We start from the raw sequence: 17,039 nt of genomic DNA, 5'->3' as shown, positions 1-17,039 counted from the left end.
CAGAAATAAAAAAATCGGAAAGAGCTGCGAACAATTTCCGATTAAATAAACGATTGAACCTAACAAATTAAATACAATCAATTACAAAATTATGAAAAAAAAACCAAAGAATAGTGGAATGTATTTTCCATTGTTCCAAAATAACCTGAAATTGAAACTAACCACCTTACTTCTTTTGGTCGCCATGTTTAATATTCGAGCTAATACTTATGCCCAGACAAAAGTAAACTTAGAATTGAATAATACCACCGTAGAAACGGTTCTTGAGACAATCGAACAAAAAACAGATTTTAGATTTATTTATAAAATAAATGATGTCGATTTAGATCGTAAAATTTCTATTTATGCAAAAAATGAACCTATTGATGTTGTTTTGGATAAGTTATTCAAAGGAACTTCAACAGATTTTAAAGTCAAAGACACTCAAATTATTTTAAAAAAAACTATTATTGAAAAAATAGAAACCATAGTTCTTGTCAAACAAACCATTAAAGGGAAAGTTATTGACGAAAACGGCATGCCATTGCCTGGTGCTTCAGTTATTGAAGTAGCTACCAATAAAGCTGTTTCTACAGATGTTAACGGAAATTTTGAAATCACCGTTGAAAATAATGATGCTATAATCGTGGTAAGTTATGTAGGTTATAAAGAGAAAAAAGTCTCAGCAAACCAACAAAACATCACTATTCAACTATTTCCAGACACAGCGGATCTGAAAGAAGTAGTTGTAATTGGTTACGGCACTTCTTCCAGAAAAGATGTTACAGGAGCGGTTTCGTCCATAGCATCAAAAGATATGAATCAAGGTGCTATTGTGAATCCATTACAATTAATTTCTGGGAAAATGGCCGGTGTAAATATCACCCAAACAGGAAGTGAACCAGGATCAACTCCCAATGTTAGAATACGAGGAATTTCTTCTTTGATTGGAGGAAGTGATCCTTTAATTGTGGTTGACGGTGTTCAGGGAAATATGGATTTATTAAACCAAATTCCTCCAAGCGAAATCGCGTCAATGGATATATTAAAAGATGCTTCTGCAACAGCAATTTATGGTTCAAGAGGTGCTGCAGGGGTTATCATTGTAAGTACCAAGAAAAACAAGGCAGGCAAGACATCTATTGAATATTCCGCTTCAACAGCAATGGATTATATTCCAAAAAAATTAGACATATTAGATGCAAATCAGTGGTGGGAACAAGCTCAATTAGTAGGCGTTCCGGCTTCTGCTAATCACGGATCGAATACCGATTGGTATGGGATTTTAACTAAAAGTGGTGCGACCCAAACCCACACTTTGTCTTTTGGTGGAGGAACTGATACTTTTAGCTATAGGGCTTCCATTAGTGCTATTTTACAAGATGGAGTTGTTATCAATTCGAAAAATAATAAATACATTGGTAGAATTCAAGCAACTCAATCGGCTATAGATAACAAGCTAAAACTGATTTTCAATCTTAATACAGGAATCACGGAATCAACTAATAGTATTGGAAGTATCGGAAGAGCAGCATTTACATCGAATTTAATTACAAATGCTTATGTAATGCGTCCGACCGATCCTGTTTATGATACTAATGGCACTACTTATTATGCAGATCCAAATGTTTTTCAATATTTAAATCCTTATGCAGCAGCACAAACGGTTACAAACGAAGGGCAAAATGACAATTTGTTTGGAAGCCTTAAAGCCGATTTGGATGTATATGATGGTTTAACATTAGGCTGGTTTGGAAGTTGGAGAAAAACAAACAGCTTCAATGGATATTATCTTCCAGCAGAATCAACTCTTGCTGCTGCAATTGACCAAAAAGGGCAAGCAAACGTTAGCAATAACAGACAAAACGAAAAATTAATGAATATTAGCCTTTCGTATAAAAAAACCTTTGGAGACCATACTATTAATGCCTTGGGATTATACGAATGGCAAAACCAGACATATCAAGGTAATTATGCGCAAGCCAGAGGATTTATCAATGATATTGCCACTTACAATGCCTTGCAATTGGGTGACTTGTCAAAAGTACAACCGGGAGATATGTCCTCTTACAAAAACGACAGAACCTTAGTTTCCTTTTTGGGTCGTGTCAATTATTCCTTTTTAAGCAGGTATTTAATTACGGCTAGTTTTAGACGTGATGGTTCGTCAGTATTTGGAGTTAATAATAAATGGGGAGATTTTCCTTCGGCTTCTGTGGCTTGGCAAATCAACAAAGAATCATTTATGGCTGACCAAACCATTTTTAATGACTTAAAATTTAGAGTTGGATATGGTGTTACGGGTAACCAACAAGGTTTATATCCACAAAATTCCATCTCATTGGTGGGCGGTTCAGGAGTAACTTATTTTGGAGGTTCACAAATCACTAATTTCAACGTGACTCAAAATGCCAATGCTGATTTGCGTTGGGAAACCAAAAAACAAACCAACATTGGAGTGGATTTTGCTCTTTTAGACAACAGATTAAGAGGAACATTTGATGTATATACAGCAACTACAGATAATCTTCTGTTTGATTATACCGTTCCTCAACCTCCTTATCCTTTCAATACCATCAAAGCAAATGTGGGAAGTATTCTAAACAAAGGACTGGAAATTTCATTGGGTTACGATTTGATAAAAGACGAAAATACAACATTGACTCTTGCCGGAAATGTATCATTTCTTAAAAATGAAGTGTTAAACTTGAGCGGAAGCATCAACGGAGTTCCTCTAAATACAAATTATGTTTCTTGGGGTCCAAATTCTTATTTGATAGAAGGACAACCTATTGGTACTTTCAACATCCTGCATCATACCGGAAAAGACAATGCAAATTCCGAAACTGTACTTGATGTTGACGGGAATGGCATCATCGATCAAGGAAATACAAGTCCAGATCGCTTGATTAAAGGTTCAGCTTTGCCAACTTATACGTATGCCTTTAATCCAACTTTTTCACATAAAAATTTAGATATTTCTATGTTATTTAGAGGTTCAGGTGGAAACAAAATTTATAATGGCTTACGATCAAACTTAAGTTATTTAGAGAACATCGGTAAAGCCAATGTTTTAGACAGCGCCATTCCGTTAGGATTATATAATTCTAAATATGGTTCTGATTTATGGCTTGAAGATGGTTCTTTTTTAAGATTGGAAAATGTAACTGCAGGCTATAACTTTCATTTTAAAACCGTTAAATACATTGAGTCGCTTCGACTTTCTCTTACCGGAAACAATTTATTTGTCATTACCCATTATTCTGGAATCGATCCAGAGCTGAATATGAGTGGTAGTAATGGCTTTGGAGGAGATAATGGTATTTACCCTCGCACCCGAAGTTTCGCATTAGGTTTGAATGTAAAATTTAAATAGTAAAAGAAAATGAAAATCAAAAATATATTTATAACAGGAAGTTTAAGTTTCTTGTTATTGGTTGGATGTACCAATATTGACGAACACGTCTATGATAAATATCCTGCAAACGACTTTTATGGAACTGCACAAGGTGCTGATGTGGCACTTGCCAGCGTATATGCACAAGTTGGAGGAAATTGGGATGGTGTGGGATATGCTGGAGCCGATAGAGGTTGGTATGATTTAAACTGCTTTAGTGCTGATGAACAAGTGATTCCTCACAGAACAACTGGGGATTGGGAATTAGATTTTGCCCGTTTGTACAAACACGATTGGTTGCCTACAGATTCTTTCATAAATAACACATGGAAATGGTTATACAAATCAATTTTCAATGCCAATCTAGCAGTAAAACAACTTGAAGATTCACATGCAGAAGCATCAAAAATTGCAGAAGCAAAAGTATTGAGAGCGTTTTTCTACTACTTATTAATAGATGATTACGGTGATGTGCCTTTTTACACGGACAACGACATCACAGTAGATCAAATTCCACAAGCAAGCCGTAAAGTAATTTATGATTTCATCGTAAAAGAACTGACTGAAAACGTGGAAACTCTTTCAGCTACCAAAGGAGGAAATTACTACGGACGTTTCAACAAATGGGCAGGTTATACCTTATTAGCCAAAGTCTATTTGAATGCTGAAGTCTATACAGGAACACCGGAGTGGGCAAAATGTTTAGCAGCTTGTGATAAAGTTAGCGAAGGCGGATTTACACTTCATTCTTCTGCTGCCAATGCTTCCAGCCCAATGGGGAACAAATACTATGAATTATTTGGAGATGTGCTTCCGGATGACGAAACCATTTTGGCAATGTTTGCCACTGCAAATGTGGTGTCTAGAAATATCTTCACAGTTCGAAGTTTAAATGGTCCAGATGCGAAAGCCCTGTTTGGTTATAGCGGTTGGAATGGTACTATTGTGCCCAAAGATTTCTTTTTGAAATTCGATGACAAAGACATTCGTAAAAAACAATTTCGTTATGGAGATCAAGGTGGCGGAGTGAATTATACTCTTGATGTAGCCTCTTTGGATAATCCGGGAGCTGCGCCACAAGCTGGTGTTCGCGATACTAAATTTTATCCAGTAACTCCTTCGGACGGAGGTGGAGCATCAAATGATTTTCCAATTTACAGGTATGCCGACATCTTGTTAATGAAGGCGGAATGCAATGTTAGACTTACGAATGCAGCTGCTGCAAAACCTTTTGTAGATGCTGTAAGACAACGTGCCGGATTGGGTATTTTGGCTGCAAATCCAACTTTAGACAATATTTACAACGAAAGAGGATTTGAATTGAATTGGGAAGGTCACAGAAGACAAGATATGATTCGTTTCAATAAATTCTTATTGCCAAATGAATTCAGAGGAGCTTCAGCCGAGTTCAGAAAGTTGTTTCCAATTCCAACGGCAGCTTTAGACGCAAACAAGGGACTAAAACAAAATCCAGGTTACTAAATTTAGAACTATTATGAAAAAATATATATACAAGTTATTCGCGATAGGCACTTTACTTTTTCTAAGTGCATCCTGTACAAATGATGCAGTACTTACCAGTTTGAAAACGGTAAATTTTAGCGGTGCTCTTGTGGCAACACCAAGCACAATCGTTCTTAAGACTACCACTGCTTCACAACCTGTCGTCGCTTTTTCTTGGCCAGCAGTAGTTTTCCCAATTGAGGCTGCAGTAACGTATGCTTTGGAATTTGATGTTCCAGCAGATGCTTTAGGAAGCACAGCTTGGGGAAAAGCGTTAAGAGTTGAAGTGGGTGAAGATGTTTTAAGCAAATCGCTTTTAGGCGATGACCTTAATAAAATGGCTATTAAATTAGGACTTCCCGTAGATGTTGCTAGTAAAATGGTGGTTCGTGTAGAGTCTTATTTAGACCGTAAAATCTATTCAGAACCGATTACTATTACTGTTACTCCTTTTGCAAAACCTGTGGTTTTCGGAGAAATCTATATGCCCGGATCGTATCAAGATTGGGTTATTGGCACAGCAGCGGCTCTTAAAGCAATTGACAGTGGAATTTATCAAGGCTATGTAACTTTCCCTGCATCAAAAGGGTTGGGATTCAAATTTACCAATGAAAGAAATTGGAACCAATTTTATGGTGCCGATGCCAATGGTAATATTTTAGATGGTAGCACCACTGATTTTGCAATTGCAAAAGCAGGAACATATCAAATGACGGTAAACCTGAACACATCAAAATGGACTGCTGTTGCTTATTCCTGGGGAATAATAGGAACGGCAACTGATGGTGGTTGGGATAATTCAACCAATATGAGTTATGATCATCAACTCAATGTATGGAAATTTACGGGTGCATTAAAATCAGGAGCATTAAAATTCAGGCTTAATAATACCTGGACTATCAATTATGGCCCGAAAAACAATACGGATGGCATAATGTATCTAGACAATCCTGGAGCTTACGATGTGACTGTTCCTGGTAATTATGAGGTCACGTTTACGATAGCAGAAAAAAACCCAACTACAGGTGTTTATCCAGCAACTGGAACTTATACAGTCAAAAAAATCTAATAAATAGGAATCGTTCAGAATATAAAAATGGTTTAATTAGTTAATACAAAGCATCCCTCTTTTTTAAGGATGGAGGGTGCAACCATATAAAAACAGAACGTTAACATATAAAAAAATATAAAAATGAAACTATTTTTAAACATCGTTTTCGCACTTCTCTTCACTTCGGGATTAGCTTCGTGCAGTTCTTCGGATAACAATTCGACTCCAAGTCCCGCTTATCCGCAATACGGAACACCTTTTACCAATATGCCTAAAAAAGAAGATGCCATAATTTATCAAGTTAATCTTCGTGCTTTTAGCCAAGCTGGAACTATAAAAGGAGTACAAGACCGATTGACTTCCATCCAAGAACTTGGCGTGAATGTCATTTATTTAATGCCCATTTATCCTGTTGGAATCGTTAGATCAGCCGGAGGATTAGGCTCACCATATTCTGTTAGAGATTACAAAGCAGTAAGCACAGAATTTGGAACTCTTGAAGACCTTCGCATTTTAGTCGATGAAGCCCACAAAAAAAATATGGCAGTCATTTTGGATTGGGTAGCCAATCATACTTCTTGGGACAACGCATGGATTACCGCTCATCCAGATTGGTACCAAAAAGATGCCAGCGGAAACATCATTATTCCTCCTGGAACTAATTATAATGATGTAGCCCAATTGGATTTTAATAATACTGAAATGAAAAAGGCAATGATCGACGCTATGTCCTACTGGGTTTACAGTGCCAATATTGATGGTTTCAGATGCGATTATGCCGATGCGGTTCCTCAGAGTTTTTGGTCAGAAGCCATTACTTCTTTGCGAAAAATTAAAAATCAAAACATCTTAATGCTTGCCGAAGGAAAAAAAGTAAACCAATTCTCTGCTGGTTTTGATTATACTTTTGGATTCGAATTTTATGGTGGTTTGAAAAAAGTATTTAGCGAAAGCAAACCTACGACTGTAATACAAGATGCAAACGCTTTAGAATATGCCAACAATTACGATAACTCCCAACGGATTGTTAGATATACATCAAATCACGATGTGAATCTTTCCGATGGAACTCCTCTGGAATTGTTTGGTGGTAAAAAAGGCTCCGTTGCAACATTTGTTGTTGCAGCTTATATGAAATCGGTTCCAATGATTTATAACGCACAGGAAATTGGGTACGCCAAAAGAATCGATTATTTCACTAAAAATCCTATCGATTGGAATACGGCTGATGCCAGTATACTAGCAGAATATAAAAAGATTATTGCTTTTAGAAACACCAGCAATGCCATCAAAACAGGAATTTACAAAGGATTTAGTAGTGATGCTGTAAGTGCCTTCACTATGGAAACCACGACTGATAAAGTTTTGGTACTAGCAAACCTAACTAGCTTGACAACGAAATACATTGTTCCGCCGGCTTTGACAACAACAAGTTGGAAAGATGCTTTCACGGGTACTGCAACAACCGTAACTTCGGAAATAACCTTACAACCCTACCAATATTTGGTACTGAAAAATTAACATCTGAAAATCTTAGGACACGAATCAATGTCCTACTTACACACTTTAATTATTGTCCTTAAAGTACAAAGGCACAAAGATTTAATACACTCAACTTTCTGTTTAATTAAGTTTGGATTGTGTTTGATTTTGTTTGCTTCGACCCTGTTGTCTTTGTGTTTTTTTGACAATTTAGTAATCACAAAACTTAAAATATGAATTTTAAATTAAATCTATTGGTTGGATTTCGACTAGGAAGAAAATTAGTTAGGCTGCTTTTGGTTTGTACCAGTACCTTTCTAATGCAAGCCCAAGTTATTACTTCCCCAAACAAGAATCTTTCCTTGCAATTTGAACTTACTGCAAACGGAGTTCCCTCCTATCAACTGACTTATAAGGGCAAATCGGTAATCAAACCAAGCACTTTGGGAATTGAAATAAAAGAAGCACCTTCATTTATGGATGGATTTTCGATAAAAAACGCTGCTCAAACTACCGTTGATGATTCTTGGAATCCTGTAATGGGCGAAGAAAAAACAATTCACAATAATTACAACGAATTGGTAGTCACTTTGGCGCAAGCCAAAAACAACAATCGCTACATCCGTATTCGGTTCCGATTGTTCAACGATGGTGTGGGTTTTCGATATGAATTTCCAAAACAAACCGACTTAAATTATTTTGTAATTAAAGAAGAGCATACTGAGTTCCAATTGGCCGGTGACCATAAAATATTTTGGATTCCGGGTGATTACGATACCAATGAATATGCTTACACGACTTCTAAAATTTCAGAAATTCCTTCGCTGATAAAAAAAGCAACGGTTTATATGAATGCCCAAAGTCCCATTAAAAACTTGGCTGTTCAAACACCATCAATGATGAAAACTGCCGATGGTTTGTATATCAATATTCACGAAGCGGCACTAATTAATTATCCTGCAATGTCGTTGAATGTAGATGCCAAAACTTTCAAAATGAGCTCCCACCTTACTCCCGATGCTGTTGGCAATAATGGTTATATGCAAACCGACACCCAAACTCCTTGGAGAACGATTGTGGTGAGCGATAAAGCCACCGAAATTTTAGCTTCAAAAATGATTTTAAACTTGAACGAACCTACAAAATACAAAGATATTTCTTGGATAAAACCAATGAAATTCATCGGTGTTTGGTGGGAATATTTTGTAGCTGGCAAAAGCACTTGGGCTTATGGCAAAGAAAATAATGTAAAACTAGGACAGGATTTCAGCAAGCTTACGCCAAATGGAAAACACGGAGCTACGACCGAAAGAGTAAAAGAATACATTGATTTTGCCACCAAAAATGGTATTGATGCCGTTTTGGTCGAAGGTTGGAATGTAGGTTGGGAGGATTGGATTGGAAATTGGAAAGAAGAAGTCTTTGATTTTGTGACACCTTATCCCGATTTCGATGTGAAAGCTCTACACGCTTATGCTGCTTCCAAAGGGGTACAAATCATAATGCACCACGAAACTTCGGGTTCGGCTACCAATTATGAGCGTCGTTTAGACCAAGCTTTTCAGTTTATGAAAGACAATGGATATAATGCTGTAAAAACAGGTTATGTGGGCCAAATTATTCCACGTGGCGAACATCACGACGGGCAATGGATGGTAAATCATTACATCCACGTTGCGGAGCGCGCCGCCGATTACAAAATTATGATTGATAGCCACGAAGCTGTTCGTCCTACAGGACTGAATCGTACCTATCCAAATTGGATTGCGCAGGAATCAGCTCGAGGAACTGAGTTTGAAGCAATGGGAGGATTGGCTCCAGAACACACAACTATTTTACCATTTACAAGACTAATGGGTGGACCAATGGATTTTACTCCCGGTATTTTCCAAACGGATCTTTCGTATTACAATACCGGTGGGCATCAACGGGTAAATACGACTTTGGTCAAACAATTGGCTTACTATGTAACTATGTACAGTCCGTTACAAATGGCCGCCGATATTCCAGACAATTACAATCGTTTTCCAGATGCCTTTCAGTTCATCAAAGAAGTGGCTGTTGATTGGGACAACAGTTATATTCTGGAAGCAGAGCCAGGAGATTACATCACCATTGCCCGAAAAGCAAAAGGAAAAAACGAATGGTTTGTAGGTGGTATCACCGATGAAAATTCAAGAACGGCAACCATTTCTTTCGATTATTTGCCAAAAGGAACTCAATATATCGCCACTATTTATGCTGATGGAAAGGATGCCAATTGGAATGAAAAACCACAAAGTTATACCATTACTAAAGTCATTGTGAATTCAAAATCGATGCTAAAACAATACATCGCTCCTGGAGGCGGAGTTGCCATTAGTATCAAAGAAGGAATGGCTTCAGAGATAAAAGGATTAAAAAAATTATAAATATAAAAGTCTCCTATTGTAAAGAGAAATTCTTTGCAATAGGGTTCTTAAAAAAGAAAATTTCAATCTATTATTAACCTAAAAACCTCAATTATGAACAATCAAAAGAATGCTATTATTAACAATTTAAAAACAAATATTATGAACAAAAAATTACTATTATTCGTTATTTGTCTTATGACAATTTCATTTGCCAATGCGCAAATTAACTCTATGGCTATAGTTGGCGATGGAGCTGGAGGATGGCCAACAAATGTTGTTGGAGAAGTTGATGCACATCAAATGTCAACCGCTGACGGTGGATTACATTGGACTATTAATAATTTGGCTCTTACTAATGGTTCGGTAAAGTTTAGAGGTAATAATTCTTGGGCTTTACCTTACAACTGGGGAGGAACTACTTTTTTATCTGGAACAGCAGTTGTAGATGGTGCTGGAATTACATCAATATCGGGGATTTATAATGTGACTTTCAATACGAATACTTTAGCTTATACTTTCGAATTGCAACAAGTAACTTTTCAAGTAATTAGTATTTTTGGTGATGCCACTCCAGGTGCTTGGACTACCGATACTGATATGACCACTACTGATGGTAATATTTATACTCTAAAAAAAGTAACTTTGGTTCCTGGTGCATTAAAATTCCGTGGAGATCATTCTTGGACATTGCCTTACAATTGGGGTGGAACAGACTTTCCATCAGGAACAGCTGTTGTTGATGCCAATGGTATAACTATACCAACTGCAGGAAGCTATAATGTTACTTTTAATAAAACGACTCTTGCATATAGTTTTACATTTCAAGTCATAAGTATTTTTGGTGATGCTACTCCTGGGTCTTGGACTACTGATACAGATATGACAACTGCAGATGGTAATAATTATACTCTGACAAATGTTGCATTAATTCCCGGAGCATTAAAATTTCGGGGAGATCATTCTTGGACTTTACCATACAATTGGGGAGGAACAGACTTACCTTCTGGAACAGCAGTAATAGATGCCAATGGTTTTAGCATTCCAAGTGCCGGAAATTACAATATTAGCTTTAATGTTGCTACTGCAGCATATTCCATCACAAGTGCTTTGGCAACTAAATCATTTAATGCTTCAAAGTTTAGTGTATATCCAAATCCTGCAAAAAGTAGTTGGAACTTTAGTTCTTCGAATGAAAACATCGAAAGCATTCAAATTGTAGATATATTAGGAAAAACAATTCGTTCTTCCTTTTCTAAAAGCAAATTTGTAACAGTTGATGCTTCAGGTTTAACCAGCGGAATCTATTTTGCCAAAATTGCAACAGCTAGTGGAACAAGTACAGTAAAATTGATTAAAGATTAGATTAATATGTTTTTTGTTAAATCCCTTAGTGCTTCGGTTCTAAGGGATTTTTTTTGAGAATTATTAATATGAATTCAAAGCTGGTTTATTTTTGTTAGTATGTGTAAAATGTACTGATTTAATATTTTAAGAATTTTTTACGGCATTTTTTCAACAAAATTTTCTAGAAATTGGAGTACTTGGTTTGAGAATAAGTCTATAGGGTTCACAAAAACCATTTTAACAATTGATTGCTAGGGTTTTATGTTTTTAACACCTTTCTGTATTAATTGCATTTTTTACTCTTTTAGGATGTTATTTACTTCATTTGAAGTAATTTTTTGCAAATTTTTTATTTTTGTTCAAAAGCAGGTAAATGCCATTTGAATTTAACTGCCATTATGCGAAGAGTAATAATAATTAAAGATGTTACTAAGTATAAAATATCATTATCTACATTTAATTTCCGAAGCATAAAAAAAATAATTCCACCCAAAATACAGATTGTTGCATAAATTTATTTTCTAAACAAAACAGGAATTTCACTGCACAAAATATCACGGATAACACCGCCAAAACAGGCCGTTATAGCTCCCAATGAAATGCAAATTACGGGATGAAGTCCAATGCTTATTCCTTTTTCAAGACCTATTAAGGTGAAAACCCCAAGTCCAATGGTGTCGAATAAAAACAAAGGAGTTAGTAATTTGTCAAATTTCTTTCTAAAAAGAATTGCCAAAATAAATCCAATGCCAATTAAATAAACATAGTTCAAATCAAGCATCCATCCCACAGGAGTTTTTCCAATCATGACATCACGCAAAGTTCCTCCTCCAACAGCGGTTACAAAAGCGATAATAAAAACGCCAAAAGGATCCAGCTTTTTATTCATTGCAGTAAGTGCACCAGACATAGCAAAAGCCATCGTACCGATGAGGTCTAATAAGTGAAACATTAGTGATTGTGATTTTTTGAATTTCCCAAAATTAAAGTAAAATACTTGAGTAACCTATACAATTGAAGTAAAGGAATAGATGAAAATAATTCTAGAAGCAAAAATCATTCAGTTACAAATTGTAATATCAAAAACCTCTAAATAAATTTAGAGGTTTTTTTGTGGCATTTTTTCAATTCAATTTTCTAGAAAATGGAGTTCTTATTTTGAGATAAACCTTAAGGTTTTTCAAATGACTATAACTTGTCTATGAAATATAGAAATTAGTCTCTGTGATAATTAAAAGATAAATGAGAAAGGCTGATAAAATTAGCAAAAATGAAGCATAGAATGCGATAATATTTCTTTGATAAATATATTTACTTTATTATTTCATTAAACTTTAACGGTTATACAATTTTGCTATATTTGTAATATAGGATTGTATAAATTGTGAATATTAAAAATAAAAGCTTATACAACTAAACCTTCTGTCAATATGTTTTTGCAAAACATAAATTATATCAAGGTTTCTTAGTTTACATAAGAAACTAATAAAATTAATATATTAAAAACACTTATTATATTGAAAATTAAGATTTTAGCTGTTAGTTTTATTTTTATAACATTTGTCTCTTGTAACAATAAGGAAAAATCTATACCATTAATTAATGCAATACCAAAACTGCATAAAGTTGATCCAAAAACCAATGGTGATAGTCTTAAATCTAATCTTAACTTTTCCAAGGCATCAGATTTAAAATACTCTCTAGAACAATTAGACAATACCAAGGGGCTATCTAACAGTTCTGTTAATACTATTTTTCAGGATTCTGAAAATTTACTTTGGATTGGAACTTGGGACGGACTAAATCGTTATGACGGGAATAGTTTCAAGATTTTCAGACCCGAGCTGGATAACGAAAATAGCCTAAGTAACCAGGTAATTCTTAAAATTGATGAAGATAATACAGGGAAAATCTGGATATTAACGATTCATGGAATTAATCAATATGATAAAAAAACAGATACATTTCAACGCTATTATTTTACCAGAAAAAATAAGCCGCCGTTATCTGAATCAGAGTTTAATATGGCACTAGATGCTTCAAAAAATGTTTTTTGTGCTGTAAAGGATTGGGGGATTGGTTACTTTAATGGCACCGATTTTAAATTATTAAAAATTAAAAATTTTTCAAAAAAAGCGGTTAAAAAGATGGAATTCGCTTTAACGGGTGAATTGCTAATGTTATTTGAAAACAATGAACTTTATGCTTTGTCGTTTGAAACCAAAAGTAAAGGCAAAGGCAACATTTCAAAAGTGAGTTTGATTTCCAATGAAATCAGAACATTTGAGATAATGCCAAAAGGTAAAGTCTGTATTGTATCTTCTAAAGGAATTACTAATTTATATTGTTTATTGGACAAAAAAAGTCAGTTACTTCCGGAAAAAAATATTGGAAACATTATTGGAAACATTCCAGGTGGACTAGTACTTTCGAGCAAATCAGGATATTCTATTGTAGATGCTAGTGGAAATATTGTCATTAAACCGTGGCTAAAATACCTTAAAAACCAAAAGATAACTACATTAATTCAAGGAAGTGAAAATGTTATTTGGACTGGAACCGATGGTGATGGAGTTTTTAAAATGTATCCTCTTAAAAAATCTTTTAATCTAATTTCTAAAACTCAAGTTCCAGCACTAGACGGAGGTATTGTCAGAGCCTTTTTGGAGGTTGAAGGGAATTCCTTTTGGGTTGGAACAAAAGGGAAAGGATTGTTTCGTTTTCCTTCAAATTTTTATTTGGATTCTGAAAAACCTTTAAATTATGAGAATTACAATGAAAGCAATAGTGCCATTGATAATTCTGTTTTTGCTTTATGCAAGGGGAAAGAAGATTTGATTTTTGTAGGTAGTGATGGAAATGGAATAAATGTCTTTGATTTAAAAAAATCAAAACTTATCAGTTGGTCAGAAATTATTGGGAATGAAAAATGTGATTATTTCAAGTCGACTTATGCCATTTATCAGGATAATGAAGGATTTATTTGGTTAGGAACTAATGGTTATGGAATGATTCGTTGTAAAATTGAACGTTCAGGCGATCAGCTTAAAGTAACCCAATTCAAGAAATACATTGCCGATAATAGTGGTGAAAAATCGTTAAGCAGTAATATTATTTTTTCAATAGTTCCAAAGAATCAAAATCAACTTTGGATTGGAACCCGATTGGGAGGATTGAATCTTTTTGATAAAAAATCCGGATTTTTCCGCACTTATAAAAATATTAGCAATGATCCAAAGAGTTTATCCAATAATGACATACTCTGTTTGCAAACGGATGCCAATAACAGACTTTGGATAGGAACGAGTTTCGGTTTAAATTTATTGGAAAAACTAAGTCCTAACGGGAAAGCTGTATTTAAGAGTTTTACAGTCAAAGAAGGTCTTCCAAATAATACCATTCACGGGATTGTTTCTGATAACAAGTCAGATCTTTGGATAAGCACGAATTTTGGGTTGTCCAATTTTATCCTTAAAGAATCAAAATTTATAAATTATACCAAAAACGAAGGTCTTCAGAATAATGAATTTGCCGATGGAGCTTTTTACCAAAATTTAAAGTCGGATTATATTTTTATGGGAGGAATAAAGGGATTCAATTATTTCTTACCTCAAAAAATAAGCGAATCTTCTACTATTCCAGACATTCTCATTGATAAAATTAGTGGGCAAAATCAAGCAACTCCTTATTATCAAGGATTGGTAATTTCTCCAAAATCCAATACGCATCCTTCTATCGTTTTGAAATACAATCAAAACTTTTTTGACATTGAATTAGCAGCTTTAACTTTTACCAATAGTGATAAATGTAAATATGCTTATCAATTGAGGAATTTTGATAAGAATTGGAATTTTATAAATAATCGAAGAATTATTTCCTTTACAAACGTCCCACAAGGAAACTATTCTTTATGGATAAAATGGTCTAATAGCGATGGTGTCTGGAGTAAACCCGTTCATGCTATCGACATCAGGATAAAACCTGTATATTGGCAATCTACAGTGGCAATTATCCTCTATTCTATATTGGTTGTGCTTTTTATACTATTTGTTTTGAGTTATTATAATAAGCGTCAATCATTAAGTCAAAATATTCTTTTTAGAAAACGAGAAGAAGAACTTCACGAAAACCGACTTACTTTTTTTACTGATATTGCCCATGAGTTTCAAACCCCTTTAACCTTGATTGTTGGGCCTATTCAAAAACTTTCTGAAGCATCAAACCTAGATAAGAGAAATCAGAAGTTCGTTCATATGATTCAAAGAAACTCTTCAAGGTTATTATTTCTAACCCAACAATTACTCGAATTTAGAAAAGCAGAATATGATTATTTAGAAGTTACTGCAATGAAATTTGATCTTGTTGACTTGGTAGAACAAATTGCCGAATTGTTTGATGAATGGGCATTGGATAAAAATATTGATTATAATCTCGACATCCCTTCTGATTTAACAGGATGGTTTGACAAGGATAAAATTGAAAAAATAGTATTTAACCTAATGTCAAATGCTTTTAAATATACTCCTGCGAAAGGTAAAATTGATCTTAAATTTCACATTCAGGATGAATCGCCCCAAAAATTAAACATAACTATCACAAATACAGGAAAAGGAATTCCAAAAGAAAAACTAGATTCCTTGTTTGATCGATTCTTCTTATCCGATACAAATAGAACAACAGACAATGATTTATTCAGAACGGGGATTGGATTGGCTTACATAAAAAAATTAGTTACTGTATTGCGAGGTGAGATTTTGGTTTCCAGTATTCCTAATAAATCAACAACCTTTACCATTTTATTGTCTTGTAGTAAAGAAGCTTTTAATGAAAAGGAATTAGATATTGAATCAAGCCCAGTTTTGATTTCTCAGCATCTTAAAAATATTCTTGAAGAAATTCCAGTTAATTCTGATGGTATTCCAAATAAAATTTCATCCCTTAATATATTGGAAGATCATCGTAGAACGATACTAATTGTCGAAGATGAGAAAGAAATTCATATGTTTCTAAATGAATTACTTGGTGATAAATATAAAATAATTACTGCTTATAACGGTGTTGATGCAATGGCTGTTCTTGAAAAAGAGATTCCAGATATTATTATTAGTGATGTAATGATGCCAATGATGGATGGGGTAGAGCTATGTTCAAAAATAAAAGGGGACATCAAAACCTGCCATATTCCGTTCATAATGCTAACTGCAAAAGATTCGGTTTTGCATAGAATTGAAGGAATAGAAAGCGGAGCCAACTCTTACATACCAAAACCTTTTCACCCAGATCACTTATTAATACGAATACAAAAACTTATTGAAGAAAAAGAACTCATATTTAAACATTTTTCGCAAGACACTCTCATCGAAAATCTATCTACTTTGCCTATAGATAATGAGGAAAAAGATTTTATTAAAAAAGTAATTGAACTCATACGGACTAATATTGACAACGAAAATCTTCAAAGTTTATTTATTGAAAAAGAATTAGGTCTTAGTAATTCGCAATTGTATCGAAAAATCAAACAAATTTTCGGGCTTTCTCCTGGAGATTTAATACGAACTATACGATTAAAATACGCTGCGGAACTTTTGCGCAAAAATGTACTAACCGTTTCCGAAGTTTGCTATAAATCTGGGTTTAATAACCGTTCCTATTTCTACAGGGAATTTAATAAAATGTACACTATCACTCCAAAAAATTATCAACTCAAGTATATTTCAAAGAGTTAAATATTTTTTAAACACCTCTAAATCAACATTTTTAAATTCTGTATACACTTTTGAAGAAATAGTGTACACGGTTTCTCGTGTCCTCCAATTACTTTTATCAACAGATTACTATATCGATGTATTAACTAACTAAACTATTAAAAAAATGAAAAAATTTACTCAAA

General features: G+C 34.4%; 7 protein-coding genes and 1 pseudogene. 7 read left to right on the top strand and 1 reads right to left on the bottom strand.

Translation table 11 applies throughout. The annotated features are described in order from the left end of the window. Window positions 1-91: 91 nt before the first annotated feature. The 6 genes from ACH2BV_RS13735 to ACH2BV_RS13710 all read left to right on the top strand — a co-directional run bounded on the left by ACH2BV_RS13735 (window position 92) and on the right by ACH2BV_RS13710 (window position 11,167). Window positions 92-3,355 (top strand): TonB-dependent receptor, encoded by a 3,264-nt coding sequence (locus tag ACH2BV_RS13735; RefSeq protein ID WP_395051326.1) that lies wholly within the window; start codon window positions 92-94, stop codon window positions 3,353-3,355. 9 nt (window positions 3,356-3,364) lie between these two features. After that, a complete protein-coding gene (locus ACH2BV_RS13730; protein WP_395051325.1) occupies window positions 3,365-4,858 on the top strand; it encodes a RagB/SusD family nutrient uptake outer membrane protein in 1,494 nt (497 codons plus the stop codon). A 13-nt stretch (window positions 4,859-4,871) separates the two neighbouring features. Next, a complete protein-coding gene (locus tag ACH2BV_RS13725; protein ID WP_395051324.1) occupies window positions 4,872-5,948 on the top strand; it encodes a SusE domain-containing protein in 1,077 nt (358 codons plus the stop codon). Between the two features lie 123 nt (window positions 5,949-6,071). Continuing rightward, a complete protein-coding gene (locus tag ACH2BV_RS13720; protein ID WP_395051323.1) occupies window positions 6,072-7,451 on the top strand; it encodes an alpha-amylase family glycosyl hydrolase in 1,380 nt (459 codons plus the stop codon). Window positions 7,452-7,732: 281 nt separating this feature from the next. Continuing rightward, the gene (locus ACH2BV_RS13715; RefSeq protein ID WP_395051327.1) at window positions 7,733-9,823 is read left to right on the top strand and encodes a glycoside hydrolase family 97 protein; all 2,091 of its coding nucleotides are present in this window, start codon (window positions 7,733-7,735) and stop codon (window positions 9,821-9,823) included. A 141-nt stretch (window positions 9,824-9,964) separates the two neighbouring features. Further along, on the top strand, window positions 9,965-11,167 hold the full coding sequence (locus tag ACH2BV_RS13710; RefSeq protein WP_395051321.1) for a T9SS type A sorting domain-containing protein: 1,203 nt from the start codon (window positions 9,965-9,967) through the stop codon (window positions 11,165-11,167). A gap of 331 nt (window positions 11,168-11,498) precedes the next feature. On the opposite strand, the pseudogene ACH2BV_RS13705 reads toward ACH2BV_RS13710, so the two are convergent. Beyond that, window positions 11,499-12,101: pseudogene (locus ACH2BV_RS13705) on the bottom strand (trimeric intracellular cation channel family protein). Window positions 12,102-12,666: 565 nt separating this feature from the next. Here ACH2BV_RS13705 and ACH2BV_RS13700 point away from each other — a divergent pair. Beyond that, window positions 12,667-16,875, top strand: coding sequence for a two-component regulator propeller domain-containing protein (locus ACH2BV_RS13700; RefSeq protein WP_395051320.1), 4,209 nt, complete (start codon window positions 12,667-12,669; stop codon window positions 16,873-16,875). Window positions 16,876-17,039 lie beyond the last annotated feature (164 nt).

The sequence above is a fragment of the Flavobacterium sp. genome, assembly GCF_043780635.1.
Lineage (GTDB): Bacteria > Bacteroidota > Bacteroidia > Flavobacteriales > Flavobacteriaceae > Flavobacterium.
Note: the sequence above shows the minus strand (reverse complement) of the source record. Positions and strands in the feature narration are given on the sequence as shown.